This is a genomic window from Pseudomonas sp. PvP001 (assembly GCF_040546375.1).
Classification (GTDB): domain Bacteria; phylum Pseudomonadota; class Gammaproteobacteria; order Pseudomonadales; family Pseudomonadaceae; genus Aquipseudomonas; species Aquipseudomonas coleopterorum.
The window spans coordinates 4,528,564-4,544,916 of record NZ_JBEPNQ010000001.1 but is presented as its reverse complement, the minus strand read 5'-3'; the positions used below and the strand labels follow the sequence as shown (position 1 = coordinate 4,544,916).

At 64.7% G+C, this 16,353-nt stretch carries 10 protein-coding genes and 1 pseudogene; 4 read left to right on the top strand and 7 right to left on the bottom strand.

Annotated features, from left to right (window positions below; genetic code table 11):
• Positions 1-310 precede the first annotated feature (310 nt).
• The 3 genes from ABMD26_RS20785 (at position 311) to ABMD26_RS20775 (ending at position 4,865) form a co-directional block, all read left to right on the top strand.
• Entirely contained in the window at positions 311-1,432 is a 1,122-nt protein-coding gene (locus ABMD26_RS20785) for an acetyltransferase domain-containing protein (protein ID WP_502948350.1), read from the top strand.
• Positions 1,433-1,689: 257 nt separating this feature from the next.
• On the top strand, positions 1,690-3,885 hold the full coding sequence (locus ABMD26_RS20780; RefSeq protein WP_354311523.1) for a sensor domain-containing protein: 2,196 nt from the start codon (positions 1,690-1,692) through the stop codon (positions 3,883-3,885).
• A gap of 98 nt (positions 3,886-3,983) precedes the next feature.
• Positions 3,984-4,865 (top strand): LysR substrate-binding domain-containing protein, encoded by an 882-nt coding sequence (locus ABMD26_RS20775; RefSeq protein WP_354311521.1) that lies wholly within the window; start codon positions 3,984-3,986, stop codon positions 4,863-4,865.
• Here ABMD26_RS20775 and ABMD26_RS20770 read toward each other — a convergent pair.
• The 4 genes and pseudogenes from ABMD26_RS20770 to ABMD26_RS22290 all read right to left on the bottom strand — a co-directional run bounded on the left by ABMD26_RS20770 (position 4,838) and on the right by ABMD26_RS22290 (position 8,865).
• Positions 4,838-6,064: an aminotransferase class III-fold pyridoxal phosphate-dependent enzyme gene (locus ABMD26_RS20770; RefSeq protein WP_354311519.1), complete on the bottom strand. Its 1,227-nt coding sequence runs from the start codon at positions 6,062-6,064 to the stop codon at positions 4,838-4,840. The two genes, ABMD26_RS20775 and ABMD26_RS20770, sit on opposite strands and share 28 nt — an antisense overlap.
• Positions 6,065-6,091: 27 nt before the next feature.
• A complete protein-coding gene (locus ABMD26_RS20765) occupies positions 6,092-7,378 on the bottom strand; it encodes a TRAP transporter large permease (protein ID WP_049859998.1) in 1,287 nt (428 codons plus the stop codon).
• Positions 7,375-7,869: a TRAP transporter small permease gene (locus tag ABMD26_RS20760; RefSeq protein ID WP_310792942.1), complete on the bottom strand. Its 495-nt coding sequence runs from the start codon at positions 7,867-7,869 to the stop codon at positions 7,375-7,377. Before ABMD26_RS20760 ends, ABMD26_RS20765 begins: the two co-directional genes overlap by 4 nt.
• 2 nt (positions 7,870-7,871) lie before the next feature.
• Positions 7,872-8,865: pseudogene (locus ABMD26_RS22290) on the bottom strand (TRAP transporter substrate-binding protein).
• A gap of 371 nt (positions 8,866-9,236) precedes the next feature.
• Here ABMD26_RS22290 and ABMD26_RS20745 point away from each other — a divergent pair.
• Positions 9,237-10,004, top strand: a complete 768-nt coding sequence (locus tag ABMD26_RS20745) for an ATP-binding cassette domain-containing protein (RefSeq protein WP_320521684.1) — start codon at positions 9,237-9,239, stop codon at positions 10,002-10,004.
• Positions 10,005-10,023: 19 nt separating this feature from the next.
• On the opposite strand, the gene fhuF is transcribed toward ABMD26_RS20745, so the two are convergent.
• The 3 genes from fhuF to ABMD26_RS20730 all read right to left on the bottom strand — a co-directional run bounded on the left by fhuF (position 10,024) and on the right by ABMD26_RS20730 (position 16,353).
• A complete protein-coding gene (gene fhuF / locus ABMD26_RS20740; RefSeq protein WP_354311513.1) occupies positions 10,024-10,773 on the bottom strand; it encodes a siderophore-iron reductase FhuF in 750 nt (249 codons plus the stop codon).
• A gap of 90 nt (positions 10,774-10,863) precedes the next feature.
• Positions 10,864-12,213, bottom strand: coding sequence for a lysine N(6)-hydroxylase/L-ornithine N(5)-oxygenase family protein (locus ABMD26_RS20735; protein ID WP_354311511.1), 1,350 nt, complete (start codon positions 12,211-12,213; stop codon positions 10,864-10,866).
• A gap of 75 nt (positions 12,214-12,288) precedes the next feature.
• Positions 12,289-16,353, bottom strand: a complete 4,065-nt coding sequence (locus tag ABMD26_RS20730) for a non-ribosomal peptide synthetase (RefSeq protein WP_354311509.1) — start codon at positions 16,351-16,353, stop codon at positions 12,289-12,291.

The following is a 16,353-nucleotide window of genomic DNA, read 5'->3' as shown; positions in this document are numbered from 1 at the left end:
GACTGCCTGATACACGGCGCCGCCCTGTTCGCGGCCAATGACCGCTCCTGCAAGGAGTGCCGCGTAGGAGCGGTCCGTGGCCGCGAAGGGTCTCACCGGTTTCCCATGACACACCGTGGCGTTTTTTGCGGCCGGTGAACGCTCCCAAGAGAACCGCTCGCACAGCGGCAATTTCAAATTTACACGTTATATCGTAACATTCGCATCCCAATTCATTCATGGATGCCCGCCCATGGCCGACGCCGCTGCTTCGCCGCCCCTTACACGCACGCTTTCCACAGCCTCCACCCAAGCCCAATCGCGCACGCGCATGCTGGCGATCGATGCACTACGTGGATTGGTCATGCTGTTCATGCTCGTCGACCACGTGCGCGAAACGTTTTTCCTGCATGTTCAGGTCAGCGATCCCATGGATCCGGTCAACACGCCTCCCGAACTGTTCTTCACCCGCATCAGCAGCATGGTCTGCGCTCCGGTGTTCGTTTTCCTTACCGGCCTCTCGGCCTGGTTGTACGGGCAATCCCATAGCCCACGGGAAGTCTCGATATTCCTCCTCAAGCGCGGACTGTTTCTGGTGTTTCTGGAACTGACGCTGGTCAACTTCGCCTGGAACGCGACCCTGGTGCCCACCACCTTGTGGCTGCAAGTGATCTGGGCCATCGGCCTGAGCATGATCGCGCTGGCCGCGCTCATCCATCTGCCCCGTACTGCGCTGGCGATCGTGGGTGTCGTCATCGTCGCCGGCCACAACCTGCTGGACGGCATCGTTCTGAACGCAGAGTCGCCCTTCTTCGAGATCTGGTCGATCCTGCACCAGCGCGCGTTCCTGGAAATCACCGAATTCACCCGCGCGCGCACGACCTACCCCATCCTGCCGTGGATCGGCCTGATCGCCCTGGGCTACTGCGCCGGACCCTGGTTCGGTCGCGACGCCGACCCGGCACGGCGCCTGCGTCTGCTGCTGAACTGGGGTGTGGGTTTGCTGGTGGGGTTCATTGCCATCCGCTACCTGAACGGCTACGGCGAGAAGCCGTGGAGCGTGCTGGACGACAACGTCCGCACCTTCATGAGTTTCATGTCGCTGACCAAGTACCCACCGTCGCTGCTGTACCTGATGCCCACCATGGGCGCCGGCCTGCTGCTGCTTGCCTTGTTCCAGCGCCTCGAAGGCCGCCCGGTGCTCGAAGTGCTGTCACGCTATGGCGGCGCGCCGATGTTCTTCTATGTGCTGCACCTGCTGGTGCTCAAAGCCATGTACCTGATCGCGGTGCAGATCTGGGGCCTGAATCAGGGCAAGTACTACGGCTTCGACAGCCTGACCGGGATCTGGCTGTGGACCGTGGCACTCGCCGTCGCACTGTACTTCCCCACCCGCTGGTTCGCGCAACTCAAGCAACGCCGCCGTGACATTGGCTGGTTGAAGTATTTCTGAGCAAACCAGGGGAGCATGCAGGCACGACCGCTGGCGCCGGGTAGACGACCGTTGATCGCTGCCCGTCCCCGCCTGCCGGGAAATAAAAGGCGGTCGCGCAATTTAAATGCGTAGAGGGGGTCCGACCGGTAGGCGTAGTGCTAATGTCACCATGATGTCAAAATGACATGTCGTGACAGGAGGTCGCCGCTCCCCTCCTTGCTTGGATCCTTCATATGCTTGCAGCTGTTCCCGAAAACGCTACATCGAACACCGCTTTGAAAGGTCTGGTCCAGGCAGCGGCGGCCATCACTCAGTGTTGCGGCGGCCTGCTCATCGAGGGTCCACCCGGTGCCTGGCGGGTGACCGCCGCCTACGGTACGACACGGGACGTGCCGGTCGATGCCGCCACCGAGTCCTGGCTGCGCATGCTGATGTCCTACGGCGACGTGGTCGACATCGGCGACGGCTCGCCCTTCATCCACTCGGTGCCCGATTTCCTGGGGTCGCTCGCAGACACCTACCGTGTGTGCATCGCTGTAAAGGACAGCAGCGATGTCCTCGCCGGCATCGTCCTGCTGGCGCTGACACCGCCGTTCAAGTTGCTCAGCGCTGCGCAGATCTATGCGCTCAAGACCCACTCGGTCGCCCTGTACCACACCGCTCCGCCCCCGGCGGTCAGCAACGGCCCCACCGGGGTCATCGAGCGGCTGCGCCTGCTGGAGTCGGTGGTCGTGCATGCCAAGGATGCGATCCTGATCACCGAAGCCGAGCCGATCGACCTGCCCGGCCCGCGCATCGTCTACTGCAACCCGGCCTTTCTGGCGACCACCGGGTTCAGCCTGGAAGAGATCGTCGGCAAGACACCGCGCATCCTGCAATGCGAAGAAACCGATCGCAGCACCCTGGATCAGATCCGCGACGCGCTGACCCGGTGGCAACCGGTCGAGGTCGAACTGATCAACACGCGCCGCGATGGCACCCGATTCTGGGTGCAATTGAGCATCGTGCCCGTGGCCAACGAAAAAGGCTGGTTCACCCACTGGGTGTCGGTGCAGCGCGACATCAGCGAGCGCAAGGAAGCCGAAGAAGGCCTCAGGCAAGCCCAGATCGACCGTGAGGAACAGGTGGCGCTGCGTTCGCGCCTGGTGGAGCGCGAGCGGATCCAGGAAGAGCTGACCTACGCGGCCTTCCACGACGACCTGACCCGTCTGAAGAACCGCGCCTACTTCATGGCGCAGATCCAGGAGGTCTTCAATCTGGCCCAGGCCGAGCGCGATGCGGCGGTGCTGTACCTGGACCTGGATCGCTTCAAATACATCAACGACGGCATGGGTCACCGCGCCGGCGACATCCTGTTGCAGATCGTGGCGCAGCGACTGCAATCCTGCCTCACCGGCAATGCAGTCCTGGCGCGCATCGGTGGCGACGAGTTTGCCATCCTCCACACCGGCGAGGCGTCCAAGCACACGGCCATCGAGACCGCAAAACGCGTTATCCAGGCACTCGGCGTTGCCGTCGAAGTCGAGGGTCAGGCGATCTTCACCTCGTGCAGTGTCGGCATCGTCACCCTCGACGCCGCGCACACCGGTGCCGAAGATCTGGTGCGCGACGCCGACGTCGCCATGTATGCCGCGAAGAAGCAAGGCCCAGGCAAGTGGGCGCTGTTCGACCTGTCCATGCGCCAGGCGGCGGTGGACCTGCTGTTGATGCGCAATGCGCTGAAACACGCCTTGGCGCGCGAAGAGTTCTACCTGGTCTACCAGCCCATTTTCCACGCCGGCTCGCGCCGCATCGCCGGCGTCGAAGCGCTGGTTCGCTGGCAGCATCCGGTGCTCGGCAACGTACCGCCCGACGTGTTCATCGCCGTGGCGGAAGACATCGGCATCATCCACGAGATGGGCCGCTGGGTCATGCAGACGGCCTGCGCCGAGATCAAGCGCTGGGACGCCAGCCCCGCTGCGGGGTTGCGACTGAACGTCAACGTCTCCGGCGCTGAACTCAATCATGTGGGATTCGTAGCGAAGGTCGCGCAGATTCTGGAAAGCACGTCGCTGAGCCCACGCGACCTGCAAATCGAAATCACCGAATCGGTGTTTCTCAACGAACCGGAAACCGTGGCCATCGCCCTGGCCGACTTGCGCAAGCTGGGCGTGCACATCGCACTGGACGACTTCGGCACCGGCTACAGCTCGCTGGGCTACATCGACCGCTACCCGATCGATTCGATCAAGATCGACCGCTCGTTCGTCACGCGCATGATGACCCACCGCCGCACCATTGCGATCGTCACCAGCATCCTGTCACTGGGCAGCGCGCTGGGCGTCGACATCGTCGCCGAGGGCGTGGAAACCCAGGACCAGTTGGACCGTCTGCAATCGCTGGATTGCCCGTTCGTCCAGGGTTACCTGCTCAGCCCGCCGTTGCGGGGCGAGGAGATGAAGCATTTGCTGGCGCTGCGCAACGAGAGCTGAGCGCTCTGGTGCGCCTGGCCCTCCGCCGGTGAAGGTATGGGAATGAAACGTGCATGATCACGTCAGCCCGCTGTCTTTTCACCGAGGGACCCTTCCCCATGCGCCATCTCGACACAGACTGTCTTGCCGCCTTCGTTGCGGTCATTGATTACGGCGGTTTCACCGCCGCCGGTGAGCGGATCGGCAAGACACAAGCGGCCGTGAGCCTGATGCTCGGTCGGCTGGAGGCCAGGGTCGGCCGCAAATTGCTGGAGCGCTCACGTCGCGGAGTGACCCTGACCGAACACGGCGAACGCCTGATCGGCTATGCGCGGCGCATTCAAATGCTCGAAGATGAGGCACTCACGGCCCTCGAATGTGGCCAGGAAGCCACACGCATCCGCATCGGCATGCCGGATGATTACCTGGAGACCCTGGGCTGTGAACTGATGCAGGCGTTCACGCAGCGTCATCCTCATCTTCAGGTGGAGATCATCTGTGATTTTTCCTCGCGTCTGGAAGCGATGATTGCCGAAGGCAGCATCGATATCGCCATCATCACCCGTGCCAATGGCAAGCTGCAGGGCGAGCTGCTGCGCTGCGAACCGATGCTGTGGTGCGCATCGCCAGAACACTTCCCCGAACAGCAACACACCCTGCCGTTGTCGTTGTTCACCGACAGTTGCCGGGCAAGGCCGCAGATCATCGAAGCACTGGACCGCCTCGGTACGCCGTGGCGGGTGGTCAGTTCCTCATCGCATCTACCTGGCGTGATGCATGCGGTGCGCTTGGGTACGGCGGTCACGGTGCTGCCGGCGTCCGTGGTGCCGCCAGGCTGGCGAATTCTGCGTGGCGAGCAGCTTCCGGAACTGCCGAGCATTGAACTGGCGTTGCTGATGCCCGAGCATGCCTTGCTCAACACTCGCCGCCTGGCCCACTTCGTCCTTGACCGGTTCCGGGCGGCGATCGCGCCTCACAGCAAGGCGATTGCGGCCTTGTAGCCGTCGAGCAGCATTTGCAGGGCCTCTTCGTCGTGGGCGAAGGTCAGGTAGACCCGGCCAAAGGCGAACGGCATGGTCATCACGCCCTGGCGACGCAAGGCCTTGTGCAGGGCGAGGGTCCAGTCGCTGTCAGCCACCTGCACGGCTTCGGCGTAGGTGAGCGGTGGTGTTGCCGAACGCCACAAGGTAAACACCGAGCCGTAGCCGGTGGTGCTGACCGCTATCCCCTTCTGCGCGAAGGCAGCCACCAGATCGGCGCGCAGCTGGTCGCCACGCGCAAGCAAGGCCGGGTAGTCAGCGCTCGCCAACTGTTTCAACGTGGCCAGTACCGCTGCGCATGCCGGTGGCGCGCCGCTGTAAGTCCCCGCACGGATGATCTTGCCCTGCTCGAACAACCCCATGTACTCCGGCTTGCCCACCAGGGCGGCCACCGGCACCCCGCTGCCGATGGCCTTGCCGACGGTGGCCAGGTCCGCTTCGGCGCCCAGCAGGGTCCCGCTCAGACCAGGATGCAGGCGCAGCCCCATCAAGACTTCGTCGAGGATCACCAACGCGCCGTTGGCGTGGGCCAGGTCGCTGAGATGCTTCAGATAGCCTGGGGCCGGCACGATGCAGCCGGCATTGGCCAACACCGGCTCCACCACCACGGCGGCAATCTCGCCGCAGTCGCGGAACAACTGCTCGGCGTCAGCGAAATCGTTATAGCGCAACAGCAGCATGCCGTCCTGTTCAGGCCGCTCGGTACCCGCCATCAGCGCCGCCGGTTGCCCAGCGTTGCCAAAGGCCACCGCGTCGTACCAGCCGTCGTAACCTGCGGCGAACTTGGCAATGCGGGTGCGGCCGGTGGCTACCCGAGCGGTTCGGCAAGCCAAGTGCACCGCTTCACTGCCGGTGTTGACGAAGATCACCTGGCTGAGCTCGCCAGTGAAGCGTGCCAGCGCCGCGGCGGCGCTCTCCTCGTCGGCATGCGCGAACGAGGGCATCGGGCCATTGCGCAGGGCGGCGCTGCTGGCCGCGACGACCTGGGCCTGGGCATGGCCTAGCATCGTCGCGCCAAAGCCCATGGCGGTATCGACATAGCGCACGCCTTGCTCATCCCACAGCCAAGGCCCTTCACTGCGGCCGACACCGAAGGCCTGGCCATCGATTTCAGGCAAAGCGCGGCCGCCGCTGGAAATTCCACCGATCAAATGTTTCATCTGCATTTCTCTACACAATGAGGGGGCTCAGTAGCCCATGACACGTGGCAGCCACTGGGTCAGGCCAGGGAAGAAGACCAGTAGGGCGATGGCGAATGCGGTGGCGATCCAGAACGGAATCAGCCGGCGCGATACGGCACCGATTTCGATGCGACCGACGTTGCACACCACGAAGATATTGGTGCCGATGGGCGGTGTGAACAGTCCCCAGCCCAGCGTCATGGTGAAGATCAGGCCAATCTGGTACGGCTCGAAACCGGCGGCCTTCGCCACGGGGACCAGGATCGGCGCGAGGATGATCATTGCAGGGCCCAGATCGAGCCAGAAGCCCACCACCTTGAGCACCAGAATCACCAGCAGAATGGTCATCAACGGCCCGGTGTGCATATCGACGATCCACGACGCCACGGTGTGCGGTACCAGTTCGAAAGTCAGTATCCAGCCGAACGGCATGGCGACGGCCATGATGATCATCACCGAGCCGGTAATCGTCACCGCTTCGGTCACAGCAGGGAACAGATCACGCCAGCCCAACTGTCGGTAGATCACGGTGCCCACCGCCAGCGCGTAGAGCACCGACAACGAGGCGGCCTCGGTAGCCGTGGCAAAGCCGGTCACGATCGAGCCCAGCACCATGATCGGCATCAGCAAGGCCGGCAAGGCACCCAACAGGTCTCGGCGCAGTTCGGCCCAGTCCATCTTGCCCTCGACCTTGGGAAAGTGCTCGCGAACGCCGACCACGTATGCCGTGACCATGAATACCGCCGCCAGCATGACGCCCGGGATGACCCCGGCCATGAACAGGCCGCCGATGGAGGTGTTGGTCAGCACGCCGAACATGATCAGAATCACGCTGGGCGGAACGATGATGCCCAGGGTGCCGGACGCAGCGGTCACCGCGGCAGCGAATGCCCGCGGATAGCCTCGCTCCTCCATCACCGGGATCATCACCTTGGCCACGGTGCCCGTGTCAGCGGTGGCCGAGCCCGTGAGGCCGCCATAGACAAAGGCGGTGGCAACGTTGACCAGGCCCAGACCGCCGCGCAGCCGACCGAAGCAATGTTCGGCAACACGCATGATGCGCAGGGTGAGCCCGCCGCGGTTCATCAACTCGCCCGCCAGCAGGAACAATGGGATTGAAGCGAGGGTGGACGAGTCGGCGCCGCGCAGGGTTTGCTGGGCGAGCCAGGCCAATGGCAGGTGCAGATCGCCGAACAGCAAGGCGGCAATGGTGCCACCCGCCATGGCCCACACCACCGGTAGACCGGCGAGCAACAGGCACACGAATGCCAGGAACAAGATCAGGACGGTCATGGGCGAACTCCGCTACGAGTCAGGCGGATCAGGCGGATCAGCGCAAGGACGGCAAGCATGGCGGCGGCACTGACCAGCGCTGCCGAGCTCAAGCCCGCTGGCCAGCGCAGCACCGGCGTCGGCGCCCAACCGGTGCGCGCGATGAACGCACTGCCGCTGTACAGCAACCAGCCGCTGATGCACAGCAGAGCCAGGCTGGCGAAGGCGTCCAGGCCTCGCTGAACAGGGGCCGGCAACAGGTTGGCCAGGCCCTGGAAGCGCACGTTTTCATGGCGGATCTCGGCAATCACGGTGCCGATGAAGGTCACCCAGATGAAGCCGAGGGTGGCGATCTCGAATGACCACTCGAACCCATGCAGGTTGAAATAGCGCGAGAACACCCCGGCCAGGATGGCCAGGAAGGTCACGGTGAACATCACCGCACCGGCCACCGCCAACGTACGCTCCGGCCAGCCCTTGGGCGGCAGGTCCGGGTGTTGGGAAATAGACATGGTTACTGGCCCTGGGCGTCGCGACGCAACTGATTGACGAAGTCTTCACCCCAGACCTTGCCGAACTGGGCGTAGACCGGGCCGGCCAGCTCGCGGAACGGGCCGGTGTCGACCTCGTTGAACTTCACGCCCTTGGCTTCCATTTCGGTCTTGATCTTCGCGTAGACCGCTTCGAGCTGGGAGCGATACCAGGCGGTGGCGTCAACGACGGCTTTGTCCAGCGCGGCACGCTCGCTGTCGTCCAGGCCTTCGTAACGGTCTTTGTTGATGAACCAGAAGTTGGCAGACCACACGTAGTTCGACACCGAGACGTTCTTGGCCACTTCGAACCACTTCTGGTCGTAGAAATCGCGCAGCTCAGGCTCGACCCCATCCACCACGCCCGATTGCAACGAGGTGTAGACCTCGCCGAACGGGATCGACTGGCCCAGGGCGCCAAGCTGTTTGATGGTGGCCAGAATGACCGGGTTGGGCGGAGTGCGGATCTTCAGACCGTTGAGGTCAGCAGGCTTGAAGATCGCGGTGCTTGCTGTTGGCGAACTGGCGAAAACCCGAGTCCAGGGCCGAGAGCATTACGAAGCCATGGTCCTGACCCATGGTCAGGAATTTCTTGCCGGCCGGGCTATCCAGGTAGGCGTGGACCGCAGCGGCGTCCTTGAACAGGAAAGGTAGCGACAGGGCATTCAGACGCGGGTCGATGCCGTCGGTCGAACCGCCCAGGCCGATATCGATCGCTCCGGCGCCGACCGAATCGACGATCGGGGCCTCGTCACCCAACTGGCCGTCCGGATAGAGCTGTACTTTCAGCTCGCCTTTGGTCTGTTCACTGACCTGCGCGGCGAAACGCACCATGGCCTGGTTGATCAGGCTTTCAGAGCTCGATGCATGGGCCAGACGCAAGGTCTGCGCCGCCATCGCGCCGTCCGCGCCGATAAGCAGCGCCAGGCCGGTCAGGGCGCTGAGGGCTAGTTTTTTGCGGGGAAACGTTCCGAACATGGCAGCGACCTCTGGGTGAAATAGCGTCGAAGCTATTAACCACGACAGGTCGCCGGAGCGTCAATCGAGCGATGGCCTTTTGCGATTAAGATCTGAAATGTGACCATACGATTATTTATGAGACGGCGGGATCCCCCCGTAGAACCTGGTCCGATCGACCCCAGGCGCCAGACGCTTACCGGTCAAGCTCGCGGTGATCCAGCAGATGTAAAACCTCTATTACAACCACTTGAGTAACGTTTTCTGGTCTTGCCCCAGGCTCATTTCGCTGCAGCTCGGAGCCGGTCAGGATGGCAATCAATTCAACCCCCACCCTTTGATGATGGTTCTTATCTCGTTTAGATTAGCGTCTTTCTTTTCAGGACCCTTCCATGTTCGAGTTGCAGGCCGCGTCCTTCTGCATTCCCGAGTGCACCCTCCTGCACCCCCTCGACCTGACCCTGCCCCACGGCCAGATCATCGGCTTGATCGGGCACAATGGCTCGGGCAAATCGACCCTGATCAAGATGCTGGCCCGCCAGCAAGCCGCCAGCCACGGCACGGTCAAGCTCGATGGCGTGCCCCTGGCGGACTGGAAAAACCGCGAGTTCGCCCGGCAGGTGGCGTACCTGCCGCAGCAATTGCCGGCCGCCGACGGCCTGAGCGTCCGTGAACTGGTGCGCTTTGGTCGCTACCCGTGGCATGGCGCGCTGGGACGCATGAGCGAAGAGGACCATGCCCAGGTCGAACAGGCCCTGGAGCTGACCCACACCCGCGCCTATGCCGAGCGTCTGGTCGACAACCTCTCCGGCGGCGAACGCCAGCGGGTCTGGCTGGCCATGCTGCTGGCGCAGAACAGCCGCTACCTGTTGCTCGATGAACCGACCTCGGCGCTGGACATCGCTCATCAGATCGAAGTGCTGGGCCTGATCCGTGAACTGAGCCACAAGCTGGACCTGGGCGTGGTCGTGGTGCTACACGAGATCAACATGGCTGCGCGTTACTGCGATCACCTGGTGGCGTTGCACAGCGGGCGGCTACTCGTTCAGGGGCCACCGGCTGAGCTGATGAACGCTGAAGTGCTGGAGTCGATCTACGGCATCCGCATGGGAGTCATGGCGCATCCGGGCGATGGCTCGGCGATCAGCTTCCACTACTGAGTGCCGATGCCGAACTGAATCAGGCCGGTACCCTGGCGGGATTCACCTTCAGCGGGCAATTGCCGCACAGTTCGAGCTCGGGCAAGAGATAACGCACGCAGCAGACCTTGCGTTCGCGGCGCAAGGTGGGTTGGCCGCTGGCGTCGTCGATGGGCAGGTAGCGCACCGGCTGGAACAGCGGGTTGCGGGTGCCATCGGGGCGTGTCTTGGTTTCCAGCAGAGCGCGGCCCGGCGTCAGGCGTTCGGCAGGCATGCCGGCCTTGGCCATCAGGTTGAGCAGGTTTTCGAAGTAGTTGCCGGCGTTGCTCCACAGCACCTTGGGCGAGAGCCTGGTCTGGCTGGCCAGGGCCTGGAACAACGGCTGCAGGTGATCGTCGAGCAGGCCTGCGAACAGCTCGAACGGCTCGTTCACATCGGCGGCGAACGGCGCGCCTTTGTCGCTCAGACGAAAGCCTTGCGGCAGCGCGCCTTCGTCCAGCAACAAGGCCGTGTCGGCCAGCCCCAGCGGCAGGCGCCAGCGCAACAGCAACGTGGCGCCCATCACCGGCGGCAACAGCTTGACGATGTAGTGTTTGGCCCACAACGACACCCAGGCACGGCGATCATCGCCGCTGTAGCGCTGACCGAATCGCCGCTGAAGCTCGGCGAAGGCATCGGGCGCCAGCAGCTCGTCGTACACCATGGCTGGCCGCGGATCGTCGGCCAGCACCAACACGTCCCGGTAGGCTTCGAAATCGCCGCGAAACAGCGGCGCAAGCACGTCTATCATCAGCCCCTGGCACCTGTGGTCATGTGAGCAAGTGAATGAGAAACAGCATCATTCACCCAGCATATCCGATCCGCCGCTCCTGTTCAGCCATCACGCCGAGAGGCTTCGTCCGACCGCGCGGCGTGCGACGTTCGGGCGGGCCTGGTCGACGCCCTCCAGGCGCTGCTCCAGGGCAGCGGCGATCTCTCCCGAACGAGCCGGCAACACCGACAGCAGCGTATCGCTCAGGCCGTGGGAATGCTGGCTGAAGCCCTGGATGAAGACCGGCGTTTCAAGCTCCGGGCGGGCGATCAACTGGTAGTCGCGGTCGACCCGGAAGTCGTCCAGATAGTCCTTCAGTGGAGCGAGCAGCTCGCGATGCGAGCGACGCTCGTAACCGGTGGCCAGAATCACCGCATCGTAACGCCGCGCTTCGGTGCTGCCGGTGGCCAGGTCGCGCAGTTGCAGTTGCACGCGGCCATCGACGTCAGTGGCGCTTTCGATCATGCGTCGGCAGAGGAAACCATGGCGCTCGACGCCGGAGACTTTCTGGCGATAGAGCATGGCGTAGATGCGCTCGATCAGGTCCAGGTCCACCACCGAGTAATTGGTGTTGTGGTACTCGCGGATCAAACGCTCGCGTTCGGTTTCGGGCTGATTGAACACCAGGTCCGTGTAATCCGGGCCGAAGATTTCGTTGACGAACGGGCTGTCGTCCGCCGGCTTGAGCACGGCGGCGCGCAGAATCATGTCGACCTGAACGTTGGGGTAGCTGTCGTTGAGGTCGATGAACGCCTCGGCGGCGCTCTGCCCTGCGCCCACCACCGCAATGCGCATCGGCTCGCCACGGCTGCAGAGTTGAGTGGCCATGGCCGACAGGTAGCGGGCATGGTGGAACACCCGTGGGTCGTCCTTGAACGGGGCGAACGCCTGAGGGATCTTCGGCGTGCCGCCGGTGCTGACGATCACCGAGCGGGCCTGGCGCTGGACTTCGCGGCCCTGGTGCTGGCTGACCACGTTCAGGCGCTGCACCCGGCCATCCCCTTCCACGATCGGTTCGACCCGCAGCACCTGCTCGCCATAGCGGCTCTGCTCGGCGAACTGCTGCGCGACCCAGCGCAGGTAGTCGTTGTACTCCATGCGGCAGGGGTAAAAGGTGCCCAGGTTGATGAAGTCCACCAGGCGACCGTGGGCCTTGAGGTAGTTGACGAACGAGAAGCGGCTGGAGGGGTTGCGCAGGGTCACCAGGTCCTTGAGAAACGAAATCTGCAGTTCGCTTTGGGCGACCAGGGTGTTGCCGTGCCAGCTATAGTCGGGCTGACGCTCCAGAAACAGCGCGTCGAACGACCGGCCGCCCTGCTCTGCGCGCTCTTGCAAGGCAATGGCCAGGGCCAGATTGGACGGGCCGAAACCGATGCCGATGAGGTCGTGGGGAGCCGTCGGGGTAAGGTGCTGCGTCATGTGACCGATTCCTTCCAGAAGAGGGTGAGGGAGCGAAGGCCGCCGGGTTGCCTGCGGCCTTCGGGTGACGTGTTCCTAGAAGACGCTCGTGGCCTCGGCGAATTTAGCCACCTCTGGTCGCTTGCCCCTTTCGAGGGTCTTCAGGGCCTGCGCCAGATCGACCATGAAGCCGGGGTGACGGACGATGTCCAGGTGATGCGCACCCGCTACACAGCGCTGCTCAACCACCTCGACCAACCCGTTCCAGTCGCGCAGGCGCTCGCTACGGGTCAGGGAGTCCTCGGCCTGCCAGACGTGCGCCGCTATGACCAGGGGTTCGAGCACATGGCGCGCGGCTTTCAAGCGCTTGTCGAGCAATGCCCATTGCTCGAATTCGCGGGACAGCAGATCCGGTCCGTCGCAGGGCAACTGGCCCTCGTGGGCCAGTACGTGCTCGGCCAACGCGTCGCGTTCGCGCGCGTCCATCAGCGCGAACAACCCGCGCCATTGCGTCGCCATGGCCGAACGCGCCAGCCAGTGTTCCAGCAGCGGCTGCGCGCGATCCCGGGTGCCAGCGTCCAGTGGCTGGCGTGGATGAAAGGGCACCGATTCGAACACGTCTACCAGGCCGAGGAACTCGACCTGGGCGCGTCCTTGCAGCAAGCGTGCGGTTTCCAGCGCCAGTTCGCCTCCGGATGACCAGCCGAGCAAGGCGCAGCGGCCCCCCTTGACGGTACGGACGATGTACTCGGCGTATTCGCTGGCCAGCGCCAGCACGTGGTAGCCGCGCCAGCGCTGCTCGGTGTAGACATGGCTGACGAAACCATACACCGGCCGATCCTCGCCCAGTGCGGCCGCCAATGGCTTGAATTCGCTGCTGTTGACGATCAGCCCAGGCAGACAGAACAGCGGCGCGCCATGGCCGGAACGGCTCAGAAACACCACCTCGGGCTCGGCCACCGGCGGCGGTGTCAGGCGCTCCGCCAAGGCAGCAAGGCTGGAGGCATTGAGCACGTCCGCCAGGGTCAGCTTACGCTCGCCTTGCAGCCCCTGCTTGCGGATGCGCGCGAGCAGCTTGAGGCTGAGCAGCGAGTCGCCGCCCAGTTCGGCAAACGATGCGCTGCGTGGAATATCGCTGCGCCCGAGCAGATCGCACCACAGCTGCGCCAGGGCCTGCTCGGTCGGCCCCTGTGGGCCCTCGCGGGTCGGCAGCGCCGGCTCCACTGTGGGCAAGGCCCGCCGATCGAGTTTGCCATTGGCGGTGAGCGGCAACTTGTCCAACACGGTCCAGTGAGACGGCACAAGCGCGTCCGGCACCTGGCTTGTCAGGGACTGGCGCAACGTGGCCACGTCGGTCTCAGCCGTCAGCACCACATACGCGTGCAACTGGTGAGCGCCGTCTTCGCCAGCGACCGCGATCACCGCCGCCTCGCCGACGCCGGCCAAGCGGCGAATGGCCGTGGCGACCTCCCCCGGCTCGACGCGATAGCCGCGAATCTTCACCTGATCGTCGCTGCGCCCCAGGTACTCCAGGCTGCCGTCGGGCAAACGCTGGACGCGATCACCGCTGCGGTACAAACGCGCACCGGGCGCGCCATAGGGATCGGGCACATATCGCTCTGCGGTCAGCTGCGCACGCGCTGAGTACCCTTGGGTCACGCCAACGCCACCCAGGTACAACTCACCGACCACGCCGTCGGCCACCGGGTTGAGGTAGGCATCCAGCACACGCGCCTGTACGCCGGGCAGCGGCGTGCCGATGGGCAAGGTTCGCGCGCGCAGGCGATCGGCATCGGCGGCGTTCTGGCACAGCGCACCGACCGTGGTTTCGGTGGGGCCGTAGTGGTTGAACACACGCAGCTGGGGAGCAAGCCGGCGAATCTCGTCGAGCAGCGCCCAGGACGTCGCTTCGCCGCCCAGGATCAAGGTGTGCCGCGGCAACACATGCAGCGGATCGCGGGCATTGAGCAGGGCCTGCAAATGACTGGGGGTGATCTTCAGCACGTCGCTGCCCTGCTCGCTCTGCCATTGGGCGAAGGCATCGGGGTCGAAGGCCTGCTCTTCGTCGGCCAGGTGCAACACACCCCCCTGGCTGAGGGCGAGAAACAGCACCGTGTGGCCGAGGTCGGCGGCCACCGTCGAGACCATGGCGAAGCGGCTCTGCGCGGGCAACTGCAGGCGCTGGCCGACGCCTGCGACATAGGCGGCCAGGTTGCCACGGGTGGCGACGACGGCCTTGGGCGTGCCACTGGAGCCGGAGGTATAGATCAGGTACACCGGCAGCTCGGGCACCGTCCGCGGCCAGGGCAGCGGCGATGGCGACGGCGGCGCGTCCATGTCCAGATCGAGGGCCAGCCACGCAAGGCCCGGCACCTGGGGATCGGCGCCCAGCACCAGACAGACCCCGCTGTCGGCCAATATCGCCGCCTGCCGTTCTGTCGGCCAGCGCGGATCGACCGGCACATAGGCAGCACCACACTTGAGCACCGCGAGGATACCGACGACCATGGCCGGCGTGCGCGCGCTCAGCAGCGCCACCCGTGCGCCGGGCCCGACGCCCTGTGCGAGCAGACATTGGCCCAGGGCGTCGGCTGCGTGTTCGACCTGTGCGCGACTGAAACTCATGCCGGCACCGGTCAAGGCGACGGCATCCGGGTCGAGGCGGTGCTGGTGGTGCCACAGGCTCACTACGTCCTGGGCCTCGACCGCCGGTGCGCCCTCGTCGCTCTCGCATTCAACGGCCAATTCGAGCAGCCGCCGTTCGGGCTCATGGCTCACCGCTTCGGTCAGTGACAACAACCGAGCGGCGAAGCGCTCGATGCGCACGGCGTCGAACAGGTCGCAGGCATAGGCGATCGACACCTCGATGCCTTCGGCGCGGTCGGTGAAGTCGACGCTCAAGTCGAAATGCACCTCCCCTGCGGTCAAACCTTCCAGGCTCATGGACAGCTCGGCGAAACGCTGCGGACGGCTGGCCGGTTGCTCGGTGCACTTGACCTGAAACAGCGGGTGGGTGCCGGCCTCGCGCGGCGGTGCCAGCGCCTGCACCAGTTGGTCGAAGGGCAGCTGCGCATGTTCCTGGGCCTCGAACAGGGTGCTGCGCACTCGATCCAGCAGCGCGGTGAAGCTCTGCCGCTCATCGACGGCGGTGCTCAACACGCTCAGGGTGGTGAAGTAGCCCACCACGCGCTGGGTTTCGGCGCGGGTGCGGTTGGCCAACGGCGAGCCGATGCGCACGCGGTCGGCGCCGCTCTGGCGCGCCAGCAGCAGCTTGAGCACGGCCAGCATGGCCATGAACGTGGTTGCCCCCTGCGCCTTGGCCAGGCTGCGCAAGCGCGCGCTGGTGTCGGCGGCTACCTGCACCCGGACGCTGGCACCGCGGGCATCGCGCTGTGCACTGCGTGGACGGTCCAGCGGCAGCGCCAGGGGCGTGTGGTCATCGCCCAGTTGCTCGCGCCAGTAGTCGAGCTGGCGCGCTTGTTCGCCCGCCTCCAGCCAGCGCCGCTGCCAGCCGGCGTAATCGGCGTACTGCACGGCCAGCGCCGGCCATTGCGCGGGGTGGCCTTTGCAGCGTGCGGCATACGCGGCGGCCAGGTCTTCGATGATCAGGCCGATGGACCAGCCGTCGGCGAGAATGTGATGCAGCACGATCACCAGACGATGCTGCTGCGCATCCAGGCGATGCAGTTCCAGACGCAGCGCCGGGGCGCCCATCAGATCGAAAGGCTCCCGGGTCAATACCCGAGCCCGCTGCTGCGAGCCGGCTTCGTCCAGTTCCAGGCACACCAGGGCTTGGAACTGATGCGGATGAATGCACTGCTGCGGCTCGCCATCGGCATCCTGGGCGAACGAGGTGCGCAGCGCTTCGTGCCGGGCACGCAGATCGTTGCAGGCCTGCTCCAGCGCCTGGACGTTCAGCAGCCCGCCCAGGCGCAACACGCCCGCCAGGTTGTAGGCCGGGCTGTCGGGCTCGCGCTGCCAGGCGATCCACAGACCGCGCTGGGCCAGCGACAGCGGCGCTGTGGGCGAGCGCGGCACCGCGACCATGGGCAGGTCGGTGAAGCGCATGCCGTTTTCCTCGAGCCGAGCCAGGAAGGCCTGGCGACGCTCGGGGCTCAGCTCGGCAAACCGGTGGGCGATTTGATGCGGGTCGATACTCAT